This is a genomic window from Kamptonema animale CS-326 (assembly GCF_028330895.1).
Classification (GTDB): Bacteria; Cyanobacteriota; Cyanobacteriia; order Cyanobacteriales; family Microcoleaceae; genus Kamptonema; species Kamptonema formosum.
Map to the genome: position 1 here is coordinate 1 of NZ_JAQMUA010000452.1, position 19259 is coordinate 19259.

The 19259-nt window shown below is 42.8% G+C and carries 11 protein-coding genes; 4 read left to right on the plus strand and 7 right to left on the minus strand.

Going from position 1 to position 19259, the window contains the following annotated elements:
* The 3 genes from PN499_RS26335 to PN499_RS26345 all read right to left on the minus strand — a co-directional run.
* On the minus strand, nucleotides 1–4437 hold a 4437-nt coding region (locus PN499_RS26335; RefSeq protein ID WP_272036104.1), incomplete at its 3' end, for an AMP-binding protein.
* Between the two features lie 402 nt (nucleotides 4438–4839).
* The gene (locus PN499_RS26340) at nucleotides 4840–10506 is read right to left on the minus strand and encodes a trifunctional serine/threonine-protein kinase/ATP-binding protein/sensor histidine kinase (RefSeq protein WP_272036106.1); all 5667 of its coding nucleotides are present in this window, start codon (nucleotides 10504–10506) and stop codon (nucleotides 4840–4842) included.
* Nucleotides 10507–11233: 727 nt separating this feature from the next.
* A complete protein-coding gene (locus PN499_RS26345) occupies nucleotides 11234–11827 on the minus strand; it encodes a DUF3611 family protein (RefSeq protein ID WP_007357784.1) in 594 nt (197 codons plus the stop codon).
* Nucleotides 11828–11995: 168 nt separating this feature from the next.
* On the opposite strand from PN499_RS26345, the gene PN499_RS26350 reads away from it, so the two are divergent.
* Together PN499_RS26350 and PN499_RS26355 are read left to right on the plus strand one after the other, a co-directional pair.
* A complete protein-coding gene (locus PN499_RS26350; protein WP_272036108.1) occupies nucleotides 11996–12166 on the plus strand; it encodes a hypothetical protein in 171 nt (56 codons plus the stop codon).
* A 527-nt stretch (nucleotides 12167–12693) separates the two neighbouring features.
* Entirely contained in the window at nucleotides 12694–12987 is a 294-nt protein-coding gene (locus tag PN499_RS26355) for a hypothetical protein (protein ID WP_272036110.1), read from the plus strand.
* Nucleotides 12988–13264: 277 nt separating this feature from the next.
* Here PN499_RS26355 and PN499_RS26360 read toward each other — a convergent pair whose 3' ends face one another.
* From PN499_RS26360 to PN499_RS26375, 4 genes are all read right to left on the minus strand, one after another.
* Nucleotides 13265–13462, minus strand: coding sequence for a hypothetical protein (locus PN499_RS26360; RefSeq protein WP_272036112.1), 198 nt, complete (start codon nucleotides 13460–13462; stop codon nucleotides 13265–13267).
* A 217-nt stretch (nucleotides 13463–13679) separates the two neighbouring features.
* On the minus strand, nucleotides 13680–14027 hold the full coding sequence (locus PN499_RS26365; protein WP_272036114.1) for a type II toxin-antitoxin system PemK/MazF family toxin: 348 nt from the start codon (nucleotides 14025–14027) through the stop codon (nucleotides 13680–13682).
* The gene (locus PN499_RS26370; protein WP_272036116.1) at nucleotides 14024–14254 is read right to left on the minus strand and encodes a hypothetical protein; all 231 of its coding nucleotides are present in this window, start codon (nucleotides 14252–14254) and stop codon (nucleotides 14024–14026) included. Before PN499_RS26370 ends, PN499_RS26365 begins: the two co-directional genes overlap by 4 nt.
* Nucleotides 14255–14648: 394 nt before the next feature.
* A complete protein-coding gene (locus PN499_RS26375; RefSeq protein WP_272036118.1) occupies nucleotides 14649–15788 on the minus strand; it encodes a glycosyltransferase family 2 protein in 1140 nt (379 codons plus the stop codon).
* 479 nt (nucleotides 15789–16267) lie between these two features.
* On the opposite strand from PN499_RS26375, the gene PN499_RS26380 reads away from it, so the two are divergent.
* The gene (locus tag PN499_RS26380) at nucleotides 16268–17296 is read left to right on the plus strand and encodes a glycosyltransferase family 2 protein (RefSeq protein ID WP_272036120.1); all 1029 of its coding nucleotides are present in this window, start codon (nucleotides 16268–16270) and stop codon (nucleotides 17294–17296) included.
* A 157-nt stretch (nucleotides 17297–17453) separates the two neighbouring features.
* Nucleotides 17454–18878 carry an NAD(P)/FAD-dependent oxidoreductase gene (locus PN499_RS26385; protein ID WP_272036122.1) on the plus strand — a complete coding sequence of 475 codons (1425 nt, stop codon included), beginning with the start codon at nucleotides 17454–17456 and terminating at the stop codon, nucleotides 18876–18878.
* Nucleotides 18879–19259 lie beyond the last annotated feature (381 nt).

Here is a 19259-nt window from a genome sequence, read left to right on the forward strand (position 1 = left end):
CTGTGCGATCGCAGAGGGAACGGTATTGATCAGCGTGACATCATGGGCGGCGGACAATGTGGGCAAATGCAATGCGTTCTCTGCCAGAATGACTTTGCCACCCCAGCTTAGGGTAACAAACAGCTCGAATACTGACAGATCGAAGCAAATAGAGGTTGAGGCCAAAACTCCAGCGAGATCCTCTGAAGTAAAAACCTGTCTTGCCCAATCCAATAGAGCAACTGCGTTGCGGTGCTCGATCGCTACTCCTTTGGGTTTACCAGTAGAACCGGAGGTGTAGATGACATAAGCGAGGTTATCGAACTTCACCTCACTGATTAGATTTTCCTCGCTCTGTCGCTCAATGATTTCCCAATCAGTGTCCAGACAAACTGTACGCCCTTGATGTTTGGGAAGAGATTTTATCAACCGCGCCTGAGTCAGCAGAATTGGTACAGAGGCATCTTCTAGCATGAAAGCTAAACGCTCTGGGGGATAAGCTGGGTCTAGCGGTACATAAGCCCCGCCAGCTTTGAGAATGCCCAGCAGTCCCACTATCATTTCTAGCGATCGCTCTACACAGATACCTACCAATACCTCTGGCCCCACACCCAAATTGCGGAGATGATGTGCTAGCTGATTCGCTCGTTGATTCAGCTCTTGATAGGTCAGTTGCTCATCTTCAAAGACTAGGGCGATCGCATTAGGAGATTTCTCTACCTGCTCTTCAAACAACTGATGTATGCAAGCATCTTTAGGGTAATCAGTTTCCGTTTTGTTCCAGACCGCTAACTGCTGCCGTTCAAACTCAGTTAACAGAGGCAATTCTGCAATTTTCTGCTCTGGGTTAGTAACGATACCTTCGAGTAAAGTCTGAAAATTCCCTAACATCCGCTCAATGGTCTCAGCATCAAACAAATCTGTGCTGTACTCAAAACGACCAGCTAGGCCCTCCGATGTCTCCTGTAATTCCAGGGTTAAATCAAACTTTGCCGTTTCGGTATCAATGTCCAACTGGCTCCAATTCAGCATTGAATCAAACCCTGACATTGGGGGTTGCAGAACAAAAGCGACCTGGAATAGTGGGTTTTGACCTAAATTCCGCTCTGGTTGCAGTGCTTCTACCAACTTCTCAAAAGGCAAATCTTGGTAAGCAAATGCTCCCAAAGTCACTTCCCGCACTCTTTCGAGCAACTGCCGGAAAGTAGGATTTTCCTTAAGATCGGTACGCAGCACCAATGTGTTAACGAAGCACCCAATTAGTTGGTGAATCTCTGGCTGGTTGCGTCCGGCGGTGACAGTCCCGACCACTATATCTGTCTGCCCCGTGTAGCGATAGAGTAAGGTTTTGAAGGCTGCCAGCAGTGTCATGTAGAGGGTAACGCCTTCTTTCTGACTCAATTTCGCGATCGCCTCGCTCAGACTTTGAGGTAGCGCCACACATTGTCTTGCACCCCGAAAGCTTTGCATTGGCGATCGCGCTCGGTCTGTGGGTAGTTGCAGTGTTGGCAAATCGGCTAGTTGCTGTTTCCAGTATCTCAGTTGGTTTTCCAGTACCTCTCCGTGTAGCCATTGCCGTTGCCAGTAGGCAAAGTCCGCAAACTGGAGCGGTAGTTCAGAAAGGGGTGATGGCAAGCCTAAAGAAAATGTGGTGTAAAGTGTCCCCAGTTCCTTGAGAAATAAGCCGTGCAGAGAAACAGCATCAATAATGATGTGGTGTATGGTCAGGAACAACCTGTAATCTGTCTCACCCAACTGCATAAGAGTAGCCCGCAGCAGTGGCCCTTGGGCGAGGTCAAAAGGCTGTTTCGCTTCCAAAGTTGCCAGTCGTAAGGCTTCAGTCTCCCGTTCTGTCTCTGGTAATTCCTGAAGATTCACTACTGGCAAAGCAAAATTAAAGGCATCTTGAATTACCATCACTGGTTGCCCACTTACTACAGCAAAGGTGGTTCGCAAAATTTCGTGACGCTTGACGATTTCGCTGATGCTGCGCTCTAGTGCGGCGATATTGACCGAACCAGGTAGACGAATGGTAATCGGTTCGTTATAAAAAGGCGTATCGGGAGCTAGTTGACATAAAAACCACAGTTGTTGCTGGCTGAAAGACAAAGGCAAGTCCCGATCGCGCGAAATTGGTTGAATCGGTGGAGCCTGGGTTATGGGAGCTTTTTGACTGGCGATTTCCAGATTGTGGGCAAGATCGGCGACTGTGGCAGACTCAAACAAGGTACGCAAGGGTAATTCCATCTGGAAGGTGTCTCGCATTCGAGTTGCAATCTGCGTGACTAGCAGAGAGTGACCTCCCAATTCCAAGAAGTTATCGCGAATACCAACTCGCTCTAATCCCAACACTTCCGCCCAAATACCTGCTACGACTTCTTCGACTGGAGTTTGAGGTGCTACATAATCTTGTCTGACTTCGGGAATTTTTTTAACGGTAGGTGCTAGTAGCTTCTGGCGGTCTATTTTGCCGTTGGGCGTTAGCGGCAAGCTTTTCAGGAATACAAAGCTGGAAGGCATCATATATTCGGGCAACTTATCTTTCAGGAAGTTACGCAACTTGCCTGCGAGGGTGCGTTGCAAAAATTTTAAGAAGCCTTGGGTTTCTAAGATGTAGTCTATGCTCTGCTGAATTACAGCTTCTTCTGTGGGTGTGAGAGATAAATCAATTCCTGCCTGATTTCCCTCACACCAAGCAACAGTTCCCTCAAAACATTGTTCTTCAGTATTTCCGGGTAGTAGGAGGCGCAGGCAGATGTGTTTGCCTCTTGCCCAATTATCTAGAACTCCGACTACGCCGATGCCACCTACTGATATGTCTTCTGTGTGTAGTTTAAGGGAGCGATCGCCATCAAATTCTGCTAAACATTCGCTTTTAAATGGCGTGCGTTCTGCGGTGACTTTAGAAACAAGATAAGCTATCAAGCGCTTCTGTCCGGGTACATCTTCTTGTGCTGTTACCACTGCTACCTGCACATCTGGATGTTGTCCCAGCACAGATTCAATCTCGCCCAGTTCGATACGGAAGCCGCGAATTTTAACTTGGTGGTCGATGCGACCTTGAAACTCAATGTTACCATCGGGCAGATAGCGACCCAGATCGCCCGTACAGTAAAGGCGATCGCCTGTATGGGGATGAGTAATGAAGCGTTTGCTGGTTTTTTCCTCATCTCGCCAATAGCATCTAGCTAAACCAATTCCCCCGATGTAGAGTTCCCCAACTTCTCCCTCATTACAAGGCTCCATTGCTTCGTTGAGGACGTAGAATTGCTGGTTAGTCATCGATCGACCGTAAGGAATGCTTTTCCAGGCTGGGTCAACAGTTCCGATGGGATATAAAATCGACCAGATGGAAGCCTCGGTTGCACCTCCTAAGCCAATGACCGCAAGGGTTGAATGTTCGTCTACAGCGGATGCCAACTCAGCCCTATCTAGCCCCCTCCCCTTGCTAAGGGGAGGGTTGGGGAGGGGTTGACTCAATTCACTCTCAGTTAAGTACAAAACCCCACCCGCCCTATCGGGCCCCCTCTCCTTGCTAAGGGGAGGGCTGGGGAGGGGTGTATTCGACACAGCACTCTTAACTAAAGCTTGGATTTGAGCTGGCAAAGTCAGGGGTATCCAATCGCCACTAAGAAGCACTAATCGCAGAGATGATGACAGAGTGTTGCTATGAGCAGCAGCATAATCTACAAGCATCTGCATCAAGGCGGGTGCTGAGTTCCAGATTGTGACTTGCGATCGCGCGATCGCCTCAACCCAATCAGCGGGATCTGGCGTTGCTGATACTTTCGGGATAACAACGGTTCCTCCCGCAGCCAGCAACCCGAAAATGTCGTATACAGATAAGTCAAAGCTGAGGGAGGATAGAGCTAAGACGCGATCGCCTGCTCCAACTTCAAAGCGATCGTTAATATCAAGAAGCGTGTTAACTGCACCGCGATGCTCGATCGCAACTCCTTTGGGTTGACCAGTAGAGCCGGATGTGTATATTACATAAGCTAAATTATCCCCTCTCACCTCTGTTTCAGGGTTTTCTTTGCTGAAGCGATTGAATATTTCTGAATTCCCATCTAAACAGATAACATGGGCTTGGTGTTCGGGAAGAGAATCGACTAAATGCTGTTGTGTAAGTAAGACTGGCGTTTGCGAATGTTCTAACATGAATGCCAGTCTATGTTGGGGATAATTCGGATCTAGTGGTACATAAGCTCCGCCTGCTTTGAGAATACCTAATAGACCTACTACCATTTCTAGCGATCGCTCTACACAGGCTGCAACCAATACCTCTTGCCCGACACCCAGAGTCTTCAGATAATGCGCCAACTGGTTAGCTTGGGAGTTTAGATCCTGATAGGTTAGCTGCTGCCCTTCAAAAATTACGGCAATAGCGTCAGGCGATCGCTTTACTTGGAACTCAAATAGCTGGTGGATACACGCATCCTTTAAATTACCTAGCATTTTATTCTTCCTTAGTATCGAGCAATAGTGAATTTTTTACTCCGTTCGCATAAGCATTGCGGAGTTAATATCCGAGTCTCAGCCAAAGGGCTTAAATAATTAAAATAACTATCAAAATCCTTATGTTCTCTTGATAGATATCTTATTGTTGTGAACCTAAGACTTAAGAAATATTATGAAAGGGATTACAAAAGCCTCTAAAGGCTATTAATTTTCACTCTAACGGATGGTATTATTTTTGTAAATCTACCTTTAGTGGTATTTTAAAGAGTAAAAATAAATACAAAAAAAATGCACAAACAGGCAAATATAATTACTGTCTTACTAAAGCCAGTAACTTTTGAATAGTTTGTATAAAGGAAAGAAAAATTTATTTCTTTCTGCGTCTTCTACTTATTTGGTTTATTGCTCGATCGGAATCTCAATCACAAACTCCGCTCCCTTTCCGGGTGCTGAAATACAAGTTAGCCTACCATGATGTTTTTCCACTACAATTTGATAGCTAATAGCTAAACCCAAACCAGTACCAGATCCCACAGGTTTCGTAGTAAAGAAAGGATCGAAAACCCTTTGGCATACTTCCTCTGTCATCCCCGCTCCATTGTCAGCAATACAAATATGCACTTTGTTACCGTTGACGACACTGGTACGAATGCAAATTTTGCCTTTTTTATTGGTCACAAGTTCTTTTTTCTCTCCTGCTACTTTAGGAGAAACAACAAATGAGTCTTCTATCGCATCAATAGCATTGCTGAGTATATTCATAAATACTTGGTTCAGGAAGCCCGGATAACACTCTACACTAGGTAGCTTTCCATACTCTTTAACAATTTCAATACCTCGATTTTCTGGCCTAGCTTTTAGCTGATTTTGCAACAAAAGCAGAGTGCTATCGAGTCCTTCATGGATATCTACTTCTTTCATTACCGCCTCATCCAACCGCGAGAAATTCCGCAGCGACAAGACAATCTGGCGGATGCGTTCCGCCCCTACCTGCATCGAATCAAGCAGTCGAGGAAAATCAGAAATTAAGAATTCCAGATCGATATTTTCTGCAAGGTTATTAATCTCAGGAGTTGCATTAGGCAATTGCTGCTGGTAAAGATTCAATACCCCCAATAAGTCATGGAAATAGTCACTAGCGTGAGTAAGATTGCCATATATAAAGTTAATCGGATTATTGATTTCGTGAGCTATGCCAGCAACCATTTGCCCCAGACTTGACATTTTTTCCGTTTGAATTAGTTGAGTCTGTGCCGCTTGCAATTCCTGTAGAGCAAGTTCAATCTGAATTGCTTGTTCTCTCAAAAGTATATTTTTTTCTTGTAACTCTACCGTCCTTGCTTCCACTTTCTGTTCTAGGGTTTGGTTGTAATCGTCTAATTGCTCGTTAGCTGTTTTCAGCCTTTGAGTTGCAGTTTCCAATTTCCCATAAAGCATCGCATTTTTAAGGGATATAGCTATTTGTGAAGAAAGTATTTTTAAGACTTCCAGCCGCTGAGGTGTAAAGGCACCACTTGTGATATTATTTTCTAAGTAAAGGATACCAATTAGCTTGCCTTGATTAATAATAGGCATAGATAATATTGACTTTGGCTGTGTTTTTATGATGTAAGAATCGTTTATGAATCTTCCTGACACTGTTGCGTCATTTAACACAACATTTTCTTTAGCTATTCCCACGTAGTTAATTATAGAAATAGGTATATTCTCACTGTTTTCAACGGGTAATTCACAACACAATACAACAGTATTTTTATCCACAACACCTGTAGCTTCTATCAAAAGCTTTCCATCTTTTTCTAAAATCAGGGAGCTATTAGTAGCTCCGGCATTTTCCATCACAATTTTCAGTAGCTTATCCAGCAACTTATCGAGAACTATTTCCTCAGCCAAGGCCAGAGCTGCTTTATTGACAGTGGACAAATCCAAAACCGCAGAACTTCCTCCTGTAGTCGATGTTGTTGTCCTATTAATCTCTATACCTGTGGATTCTCGCATCAGCATCTCGGAAAATACCAAAGGATATCTAGACTCTAAATCTTTAACCTTAGCTTTAGCTCCCCAACGAATATATCCGTAGTAAGCCTGTGTTAAATAAATTTGAGCAAACTTGTCTCTACCGATGGAGAAATAAAACTCGGCCGCTAGTTCTGAAGCTATTGCTTCTTCCTGAATATATCCTTGGGCTTTTGCTCCCGCTATAGCTCGGTCATAATATTCCATTGCTTCTACAATTTGCCCTTTAACCCGTGCTTTTTCTGCTTCCACAAGGTCGTACTTATGCTGGAAGTTAGAGGGGGCATTAAATGCCCATTTCTGCATTTGTTGTTGATTAGCATCTACAATATTAAGGTATTCTTGTTGTTCCAAGCTGGAAACTTGGGGATACTGAGCAAGGAGAGCCAACGAATAGTAAAAGGTATGAGGAGCAGAAACTACCATACCCATTACACTGACTGCGTGTTCTGCGGCTAAACAGGCGTTGGTAACAGCATTCTTAGAATCCTTAAACAGATAAAATAGAATCGTCTTGGCAAGATAACTAATAAACACTAAAATCCTATTATTAGTTTTAATAAAAACAGGCAACATTTCTATTTCATTAAAACTTTTCCCCACCAACCGACATTTAGAGCTAACTTCATTTTGAAGATTTAGCGTCAACTGGTGAAATATCTGGATGTAATAAATAGAATAATCTTGTTTTAGTTTATGTACTAAATCAAGATATTGCTCTTGTTCCGTTTCTACAATGTCTAATCGTTCCCCAGTCAAAAATATGCTAGCACAATAGACAGTGCCACAATAACCAGCATATTCTATATCTCCACTTGCTAGTCCACTTTGCAATCCCGATATTAAGAACGGTAAGGCTTCTTTAGCTGGCTTTTTCCAATGTACGACAAAACCATTAAATAATTCGTAGACTTTACATTTAAGCGAATTAGCATTGAATTTATCTAACAGCTTTAACGCTAGCTGACCTGCATGATATCCAGCATCTATTTCGCCGATTGCTGAACACAGTATTATGCTATAAAAAACATACGCAAAAGCCGCAAGAGGGGAATGACCGTGTTCAACGCAGATTTTAACTAGAGTCACCGCCAGCAGAGACAAAATTTCGGGTTTGGCAGCGTAAGCAGGAGAAACAAGAGACATCAGTATCTTTAAGGCTGCTATCTTATAAGGATCTGTCATTTCTGGGATATTGTCCAAGTCTGCGATATCTGGCAACTCAACCACAAAACCCCCATCGCCTTCGTCATTTGACAAGGAAACACCTAGCATATCGAGCACTTCCAGCCCAGTATCAATGGCTTTTAACATCTGGTTTTGAGCCATATAAAACTGGATTTGTAACTCATATACTTTCACTCTTTCGAGCAGGGTGTTAGCTTGTTGCAATACAATTTCAGCAAGAGTTGCTGATCTTTCGTAATTCGTATTAAGATATTCTGCTTCTACGGCTTCTACATAAAGTGCTAGTGTCAGGTCGTAGTTACTCTGCCAACTGTTTTCTGCTAAGAGGTTTAATCCTACTCTTAATTGCATGACAGCAGCTTCATAAGCTGAAGCTGCTTTGGCTTTTCGACCAGCCATTAAATTTAATTGAGCAAGCTGGTATTTTTCTGCTTGCTCGGTAATGAATTCTACTCCCACATTGAGCTGGCTAACAATATCAAAGACATTTTCTTCTAAAGCTTCTTGATTTGTATTGTGTAACAGTAGTTGACCGATTTTTAGGTGGGTAGCTTTTTGCTGCTTAGTAGGAATTAGAGAATAAGCCGCTTGTTGCACTCGGTCATGCAAAAATCTGTAAGATACTTTGTAAGTATTAATTTCTAATTGCGATCCTTGACTATTGGCTATTGCTAAAGACTCATTCCCCTTGCACAGTAACGGTATTTTGTAAGCACTTTCTCCAAAGGGCAAAATTAGACCAGTCTGAAGCCCATCCCATAAAGCAGATGCCGTTTCTGATATAGATTTTTCACTTACTATTGCCAAAACATCTAAATTAAACCTGTTGCCAATACAAGCTGCTAACTTTAAAACTTTCTGGGTGTCGGAAGGCAGTTTTAGAATATTTCTAGCTATGAGTTCGACGACATTATAATCTGCGATCGCAATACTTTGAATCTGGGCCATATCCCACTGCCATTTGCCAATGCTGAAGTCGAATTTCAACAGTTTTTCGGCGTAAAGGGATGTGAGCAGTTGAGTGAGAAAAAAGGGATTACCTTGAGTTTTATTGAAAACTAGCTCAGCTAATAACTTGCACTTTTCTATTTCATCGTTATTGTTTTTAGCAAGCAAACTTTCTTCCTCAGTTTCTCCCTTTTGCTCCGAAACATAAGCAAGAGGGGAGATTGCTGATGAGCCGTTGTCACCCAAGGTGTCAGCAACTAATTGATTGACTGTACTAAGTGTCAACGGTTGCAGAATGATATTATTTACGATCGATCCGGATGAATAAATACTATCTAAGGTCTGCATTAACGGGTGAGTTGGGCTGACTTCGTTATCTCGATAGGCTCCAATCACTAATAAATATTGGCTATCTTGGTCAGTTAGCAGCACATGAATCAATTTTAAAGAAGCAGAATCTGCCCACTGTAAATCATCTAAAAATAGAACTAGCGGATGTGCTTTTTGAGTGAAAATATGAATGAACTGTTTAAAAGCCAGATTAAAACGGTTTTGTGATTCGCTTGCCCCTAATCGAGAAACTTCAGGTTGCTCGCCAACGATCAATTCCAATTCGGGAATAACGTCAATTATGACTCTAGTATTTTGACCTAACTCATTTAAAATCTGCTGTCTCCAAAAGTCAATTCTTTCAGAGTTTTCTGTTAACAATTGCCGAATTAGTTCTTCAAAAGCTTGAATTAATGCTCCATAGGGAATATTTCGTTTAAACTGGTCAAACTTGCCTGAGATAAAATAACCTCTTGCTCCGACAATGGGTTTGTGGACTTCATAAACTAAGCAAGATTTACCTATTCCTGAGTAACCGGAAACTAGCATAATCTCGGCTGTTCCCCTGCTAACTCTGTCAAAAGCGTCCATTAGATTGGCTACTTGTGTTTCTCGTCCATAGAGTTTTTGGGGAATTGAAAATTTACCTGACTTATCGCGCTCGCCGGGAATGAAGTGACCAATTGTTCCAGTTTGTTGCAATTGATTTAGACATTGTTCTAAATCTGCCTTAAGACCATACCCACTTTGATATCTATCTTCAGCAGTCTTTGCTAGTAATTTCATCACAATGTCAGAAATTGCTTTGATAATCGCGCCATTTTGGATTTTAGAGTTGAGATGCTCCTGCGTGACTTCTAATCTGCTATTTTTCTCTTTTAACTCCATAATCTCCCAAAGCGAGACAGGCTGCTTAGCGATGTGACAGTGAACTAATTCCATAGGATCTGTAGCCTTAAATGGCACTTCACCACACATCATTTCGTAGAATGTGACACCTAAAGAGTAGAAGTCAGTACGGTAGTCAATTGAGCGATTCATTCGCCCTGTTTGCTCTGGTGATATATAGGCTATTGTGCCTTCTAATAAAGTGGGATGGTTGAGTGTTTGCGTCTCTCTAGACAATCGCGTGGCAATGCTAAAGTCAGTAATTTTTACTTCGAGGGTAGCAGGAGTAATGATGATATTGGTCGGCTTAATATCTTTATGAATAATTTTATTGTCATGCAACTTACCCAGAGTGTCTGCTAACTGAATAGCGATTGACAAAAACTCTTTTAGTTCAAGTTGGCGATGGCTCAAAAACTTTTTGAGGGCTTCTCCTTTTGAATCTTCTAATATCAATGCCAGACCATTACGATGGTTTTCTAACCCGTAGGGCTTGACAATACCTTCTAAATTAAGATTTCTAGAAATTTCATATTCATGTCTCAATTGCATGATTTCTTCGAGAGTAGGATATTCTGCTCTCAAAAGCTTGATGATTACAGCCTGTCCATCTTCCTTTCTCTGGGCACGATAGACTACTGTATTCAAACCCTCGTTAATTTTTTCTATTAGTTTGTAATTGAGCTTGATACTCATATAATTTTTACCTACCTTAACAGTGGTTGTGAAAGATAATGTGTTAGAATATACCGTATTCAAACTCAAGCTTGTATTTTTGAGAATACTGTCTGACAATTTTAGGGTTAACAACAGTTGTAATAGAAAGTATACTAACTTAGTTACCCTCTAGTTGAAATCCGTAATTTCCACATTCTTTGCTACTCTTACTTATGCTAGTACAATTTCTCTAAGTAAGTAGGTAGGCGTTAATAGGGGTAACTGAGGAGAGGCGGAAAGGCACCTAGCAAAGGTTGGCTGGATGGAGGAGAAGCCTAAACCCATCGTCGAGGAGTGGGTAAAGCAGGAGGCAGGAGGCAGGAGGCAGGAGTTAGAAGGCAGAACGAAGTATTTTCGTAAAAAAACTGCTGGTTGAGCGAAAGTCGAAACCCGGTTTATGAGGTTGGGTGCGTAAGTCTTGAGCTAGTAAGTACGTAAAAATATTGAGTATAATTTAGTTACTAAAATTTAACCATTTTCAAGGTTGAAAATGGTTGCGGCATGGGGATTTAAACATTCTCAATACCCAACTAAAAAGACAAGAACCCTGAAACTCGCTGACTCACCAATTACAATAATTAGGGTGGCCCCCTCAACAACTTGACCCTGGATGCGATCGCCAGAAATCACCCTCCTAAATTGACCCCAATCAGCCCCATTTTGTGTCCTCAGAGTTCTTGCTTCCGTAGTCTCTGACCCCCTCTTCCTACTGCTTATAAATGCGCTCTAGTAACCAAAGGGCGGCGACAATACCGATAAAGTGGGCAAAAATAGCGTGGGTGTTAGCCAGTACCACAAAAATATCGAGGGGCTGGATGAACTGGTTAAAATTGATATTGGGGTTGTATAAAGCTTGTGGCTGAGCCAGAGATTTAGCTAACAGCGTGCCGCTGATCGCTTCTGCTCCTAGTATAGTCAGGAACATCCCGACCGTATTGCTCATCAGGGCCAATCGTACTGCTTGAATCGTGTCAGCCTTCTTGGGGCGGGTAGTGGTACTGGGCGATCGCAATTCTCTGGACAAGCGAGTGTAGCGGAAAGCTCGATAAACACTATAAGCGAGTACCCCTAGCCCGCAAATCGCAAAAAATAAACCCCCACCAGTACCAGGATTTGTTGAACGCGCACCAGAAGCTGCACTTGGCAAAGCAAAGGGGATAGCAAATAGCAAAATCAGCGCCGCAACTACTGATAGCACTGATTGCGCCCAAAAGCAAACCCACCCTACATTACGAAGGGCAGAAGCAACTCGCTGCACAGCAGGCGGAAGTGACGAAAAGGACTCTAACTGATTTGACATATTTCGAGTTGATGGGAGCTATTAGGCTGAATTTAGAACATTTTTCTAACCAGGGAGGCTTGACGGCAGGTTAACCCTCTTTACACAATAGACATAAATGTTGAAGAATTGTAACTAAACAAGCTAGTTTAAACTTAACTAGCATTACGTCGCGAGGTACCGCAAGCAATGTCGCAACTACAACCCACCACTACTCCCAAGCTGGAACAGCCAAAGTTTGGCTTCAACGACTACGCGGAACGCCTCAATGGTCGAGCCGCGATGGTTGGTTTTACCCTAACTCTGATTATCGAGTATTTCAGTGGACAGGGATTACTCTCTTGGCTAGGTCTCAACTAAATTTTAGCAATGGCTAAGGTCAGCCCCTACGTTACTCTTGGGGTTAGTCTAGGAAGCTTGCCAGGGTTTCAGGGACGCTAGAGAACCGAAGCAGAAGGCAAAAGCTAGAAGGTAGAAGGGATTTAGTTATCTAGAAGGGTAGAAAGTTAAAAGACTTATTGCTCATACTTTTCCACCTTTTTTTAACTGGTGAGTTATTTCTACCATTCTGCTCTAGTCAAGGGCAGCAAGCGTTCTTCACCGCGATCGCCTCTAGGATTTAGTTAGAATAGACATTAGCGAGAACAAGTTCAAGGAGTTCTGTATCTAAGAGTGAAATTCTCGCCAGTGAAAATTATCGCCGTCCCCAGATGTCGGAGGTAAAATTTTGTAGCTCAAGAGCTTGGCAATTTGGTCGCGCTCTCCTACAATTCCCCAAGGTGAGGATATAAAGTTAAATTCGGCTAGCCTTTGAGCTAGAAAATCCCGAACTTTCCGCCAACTCTAAGTTTTAGAGATCGTAGATAAACAGAACTGAGTAAACCGCGATGAATGTTTCATGGCAGCGCATTTTAAAATCAGCTTACCGCAGGGAGCCTGTCACCAGCTTTGTGATTACAGTAGGGGCTGTTGATGCCGCGATCGGCGGTATGGCCGCGAGTGGGTCGTTATTAGCTTTTGGACTCGGTACTGCTAGCGTGGCGATCGCTCTCCGTTGGTGGCAAATCCACAGTTCCTCTATCGAGCAACCCGCCCCAGCCCCAGAATATTATCTCCCTCCTCATTCTTCTAGACCTCAGTTACCAATGCTGAATGTGTCTAAGAAAAATCCTCCGTACTAAGGGAATTTGGGGTTTATCGAGATTATCTATGGGTAATAAAATCCATCGGTGAACCCATCCCTACCACACTGGTCGATCGTGATGACCTTGTATAGAGTTGAATTAATTAGCTCCGCACGTCTAGATTAATTAGCTGATGAGTTCATTAAAAATATGGGAGTAAATCTCCCTCTGGTATCGGATTTTGCAGTCAGTCGTGCTGGTATCTATGAGGATCATCCATAGCAATGTTATGTCTTGTGGATACGAATATTTTGCTGCGGTTTGCCGATCGCTCTCATCCCAACTCTATAGCAGCCATTAATTCAGTCTTATGAGCCAGAAGCTTTCCTTTTTTAAAACTGAAATATAAAACTTCATAAGCTGGCGATAGTTCTTTTTGCAACTGTTGCCATAAACTAATCCTTTCACGCTCGAACTCTTCTTCGAGATCGTTGAGAAACCCTGGGGAGTTAGCAGGATTGGCTATGTCCAAAGTGGCATCATAGGCATTAGCTCATGCGTCCAGACGTTTGAGAGTTTCCTGGCTTAAAAGTAGGGTTTCTGGGTCAATATTACCAACCAAATCTAGTTCTTACCACCAAAGAGTGTGGCATCCATAATCAGGCATAAGTTTAATAGTTTTCTTCATAATTTGTCGTTGATTAAATTAGGGTCTAGGGGCTGGGTTAGCACCAACTATATCGCTATTTTTAAGGTAAATAACCCAAGGTAAATAATACGATATTTTCTAATTGTACCAGTATCTCTGGATTAATTTCACCAATTTTACTTCGCAATCTTGTTTTATCTAACACTCGTATTTGATGACACAATGCAACAGAATCTTGAGCTAATCCTCCCTCACCACTGGGAATTAGAACACAGGAAGGAAGAGAAGCACGGCGCAGATTAGTTGTGAGAGGAATACTGATAACAGTAGTCGTGTATCTCGAAATAGTATCGTTCTGAAAAATAATTGTGGGACGTATACCAGACTGTTCGGAACCTTGTGTGGGATCGAAGTTGGCAATCCAGATTTCACCTCGTCTGGTTGTCATACCAAATCCTCATGTTTGAGGAATTCTGCATATTCGCTCATTCCAAGTTCCGCAAGTTGTCGGTCTTCTTCGGCAAATTCGCTGTAAAGTGCAGCTAAGTTAGTTTCATCCATTGCTGGAATAGTAACTAATCTCGCACGAAATTTTAGAAATGCAATAAATTCAAATACTTGTTTGAGTTGTTCTCGATCGAGCTTTTCTAACTCTTGTTGGATTAAATCTTTCATAGCAGTTATTTTTATTATCAAGCTTTCTCAATTATAGAATATATGTGATGTGAAGCATACCTTACCAGACTACTCACCTCATCAGAGGCGATCGCCTACCTCTTTGAATATAGCTGAATCCAAGAGGGCGATCGCGCCCCTACCACATTTTATTAAATAGCCACGACTTACGCACCCAACCACAGAAACCGGGTTTCGACTTTCGCTCAACCAGCAGTTTTTTGACGAAAATACTTCGCCCGCACCCACATATTCTCTCAAAAACCGTTCGGCTGACGCGGACGGTGAGCTTGCGTTGTCCTAAGCTTACCGAAAGGCCGAACTGCACGGCGGAAGCCCGGTTTCTGGGGCCATGAGCGTAAGTCCTAATAGCGCTCGCCCTGAATTATCCTAGCTAAATCGCGATCGCTCTTTTGCTGTTATCGTTTCCCAATCTCTTTAACCGAATTCTTTCATAGACTTGGGATGGCAATAGTTTGTGTATGCTCATTCGCCGCTCAATATCGGCAATTTTCATCCCTGAGCTATTTGAGTTTGAGGCTGAATCCAACTCTATTTCTGAATCAGATTTCTGTACAAATTGAGGTTTCAATAATTGAGCTATAAGTTTTAATATACTGTCAATTGTTAGCAGATAAAAGTTATGATGTAAAATAGTCATTAGCCAATCTGCTTTCAAAGCTTTATATAGCCAAAATAAGGTACCTTGATAATTCTTGCCGTGCTTATTTTTAGAGGCAAAGTAGATATAAAATTTACTGCTAGACCAATTATAAATACTAGGGGAAATCTCAGGGTGACGCTGCCGGATATCTGCCACGAGCAGAGCGTGAGACTTTGCCATTTCTGCACAGTTGGAAGACATACTGCTAGTAATCTGGCGATAGCCGACTAGAAACTCTGGAACAACTTTAAATTGATAATATTCCGCAATGCGGAGATAAAGATCCCAGTCTTCACAGCCTTGAGCCTTTTCTGCTTTTAATTGACAGTTGTAACCGCCGACTTTCTCCAAACAAACACGGCGAATCAGAGAGGAGCTAGCATTGCCTATAAAATATTTATAAATTAGAGGTTTGTAAACTTCTCCTTCTATGGTAGAATTGTAGAATCCTCCTGTTAGTAGGTCTTCTCGATTAATATCTAGCGACCAAGAATAAACTAATCCTACCGATGACTCAGAATTTAACATACACTGCACTTGTTTTTCGAGGTTTTGAGGATACCAAATATCATCGGCATCAATGGGTGCAATATATTCTCCACTGGATTTTTCAATAGCTAAATTTCGAGCCGCTGCAACTCCGGCATTAGACTGTTGCAGAAAGATAATGCGTCGATCTTGTTGAGCAAAAGATTTGACTATTTCCGCAGTGCGATCGCTAGAGCCATCATCAACTACTAAAACTTCAATACGATCGTAAGTTTGAGATAAGACAGACAAGAGCGTTTTTTCAATAAAAGCTTCAGCATTATAGGCTGGTATAATAACTGAAACTAAAGGTAAGGTCAAATCATTTTTAGAGGTATCCATATTTGACTTAGTTCTCGGAGAGTGGATCGATCGGTGCTGCTCTCTACCCGAAATGCTATCTCTGAATCCTCTTTCGCGTCAAGGAAGAAACTGGCGATAGCGATCGGCGGACTCTAAGCTGAGAGCGCAGAGGAACAGTATTAGACTATACTTGACCAGCACACTTGGGTAAAAATTTTGTGTAGTATAAGACTATTAAGCTAAAAAGCAGGCTCAGCTTTTCGGTAAATTTATTAAAGTAATCAGATAATTAAAGAATTTGTAAAGATGCCCCCCAAACGTCGCACTATCAACAAAATGTTTACTAGAATACAAGTAGAAATCGAACGCAAGGCAATTACGAAGATTAGCAAAAATTATGTATTTGAGAACACAAGCTTAATGGTTCTCCCTCAAAAATAAACAGGCTTTACCCGTTGTAAAGTAGCATCTGTAAAACTCAAGTACATTTTGGCAATTTAATTTAAACAGTTTAGGTGATGCTTGATAACAGTGAGTTGACCGTCTCAGTTATTATCCCGGTTCACAATGGGGGCGCATACTTCCGCACCTGTCTGTCCAAACTGGCGGAAGCCTTACCAAGAGCTACCGAAATTATTGTAGTGGCAGATGGCGATACGGATGGTTCCTGGCGTTTAGCCAGGGAATACGGCGCAAAAGTAATCAGAATTCCCGAATCTGGTGGCCCGGCCCAGGCTCGGAATCTGGGGGCACTGGCAGCTCAGGGAGATATTCTATTTTTTGTGGATGCGGATGTCGCTGTCTGTCCAGAGGCTATAGGTTATGTGATTAACATTTTCCAAGCAAATCCGTACTTAGCTGGGCTGATTGGTTCTTATGATGATGCTCCTGGCTCACCTAATTTCTTATCTCAGTACCGAAATCTCCTCCATCACTACGTTCACCAGACTGGCTGTGAGGAAGCGTCCACTTTCTGGGGGGCTTGCGGAGCCATCCGGCGAGAGATTTTTCTGGCTGTGGGTGGCTTTAATGAGATTTACCGTCGGCCTTCGATTGAAGATATTGAGCTGGGGTATCGACTCAAGGCTGGCGGTTATCGGATTCGACTGTGCAAGACATTGCAAGTGAAACATTTAAAACGTTGGGAAGCTGTTTCACTGCTGAAAGCTGACTTTTTCTACCGCGCGCTACCTTGGACTGAATTGATTTTGCGCGATCGCAGATTGAATAATGACCTTAACCTGCAAGTTTCTAGCCGAATCAGCGCTATGTTAGCTTACGGGCTAGTGGGATGCTTGGCTCTAGCATGGCTTTGGGTTGGTTTTTTGGCAGTAGCAATAGTGTTCGCTCTATTGCTTTTCTGGCTAAACGCGCCACTTTACCGCTTCTTTGCCCGTAAACAGGGGATCTGGTTTGCACTCAAGACTATTCCTTGGCACTGGCTGTATTATCTTTACAGTGGACTGGCTTTTGCGATCGGCACAGTGAGACATCTATCCCACAAAGGGGGCCTTTTTAAGGTTGGCTCTCCAGCATCGGCTCAGTAATAATGATGGAGGTGTGCGATCGCCCACTCATAAATCCCTGCCCAAATCCGCGAATTGTTGTAGGATGTTGTTTTGGGAATAGCATCTACCGGAATTTTGAGCAGAGTCGTTTTCTAGATATTCTGGAAAACAAAAGTAAACCTGGAGGTACTCTAAGTTGGAGCATTACCCTGTCATCATCACCGGCGCTGGCCCCGCAGGTTTGACCGCTGCTTACGAACTGGTTAAACAAGGCGTAGCACCTCTGGTGCTAGAAAAAGGTGATAAAGTTGGCGGAATCGCCCGCACGGAAACCTACAAAGGCTATCGTTTTGATATCGGCGGCCACCGATTTTACACTAAAGTTGAAGCTGTCCAGCAGCTTTGGATGGAGGTACTAGCAAAAGATTTTATTAAAGTACCCCGCCTATCGCGAATTTACTACGGAGGCAGATTTTTTAACTATCCCCTCAGCGCCTTCAATACTTTATCTAACCTTGGCATTATCGAAAGTCTATTGATTTTGTTGAGCTACTTTAAAATTAGAATGCAGCCACTTCCCGAAGAAGAAACTTTCGAGCAGTGGGTGACTAATCGCTTTGGCGAACGTTTGTATAAGACATTTTTTAAGACTTATACTGAGAAAGTTTGGGGTATTCCTTGCAATCAGATTCAAGCAGACTGGGCAGCGCAGCGGATTAAAGGACTATCGCTGACAACAGCTATAATTAATGCTCTTTTTGGTAGTAATGATACTAAAACATTGATTAAAGAATTTGATTATCCCCGCTTAGGGCCGGGGATGATGTGGGAGAGGTTTACGGAACTTGTCGAGGAAAAAGGAGGAAAAGTAGAACTCAATACAGGAGTAATTCGGATTGAGCGAGATGGATATCGGATTAAGAGCATCGCCGCAGAGCAAGATGGAAAAATATTAGAATTCTCTGGCGATAATTTTATTTCCAGTATGCCCGTATCGGCCCTGCTTAATCGCATGGAACCCCCACCGCCCGAAGAAGTCATTCATGCAGCGCGATCCCTTAACTATCGTGCTTTCATGATTGTCTCCCTGGTTGTAAATCAGCGCGATTTATTTCCTGACAATTGGATATATATTCACACTCCAGATGTGAAAGTAGGACGGATTCAAAACTTCAAGAATTGGAGTCCTGAGATGGTTCCCGACTTGAGCAAAACTTGTTTAGGAATGGAATATTTCTGTGATGAAGGTGATGAAATCTGGAACACAGCAGATAAGGATCTGATCGAATTGGCAGCTCGCGAGTTAGAGAGTTTGAATTTAGCCAAAGCTAGTGATGTGGAAGATGGAGTTGTGATTCGTCAACCAAAAGCTTACCCAGTTTATGATAGCGAGTATCGCCAACATTTGGAAGTAATTCAAGGTTTTCTTACCAAATTTGAGAACTTGCAAACTATTGGGCGCAACGGAATGCACAGATATAACAATCAAGATCATTCCATGCTGACTGGGATTTTGGCAGTGAGAAATATTTTCGGTGAGAATCACGATTTGTGGGATGTCAACACTGAGCGTTCTTATTACGAAGATTTCACGTCAGAGAAGTTGAAGAAGAAGAAGTAGCGCTCTCGCTAATGGCTAATTCCTAACTGGCAAGTAAAGTTAGAAGCTCTTCCACATCTAATACCAATTCTCCAAACTTATGCAACAGTAAGTAGTCGGACATAAATAAACGCTATAAATTGTAAGGTGGGCGCTCGCCGCAACAAGCCTGTAACTGATAGCAGAAGATAGTGGTCGGCGAGCGCCCACCCTACGTTTAATTATGTCCAACTACTTAGAGGCAGAAGGCAGAAGGCATGAATAGGTGAATGAATTAATATGCAAATTTAGAGAGTAGAAAGCTTACCAATTCTGGAAAGTCTTGCTAAAACCTTGAGCTTGGGTTTCATTGCTGGGACTTACGCACTATGTAACGCCGCCAACGGGCGTGGCCTAAACAAC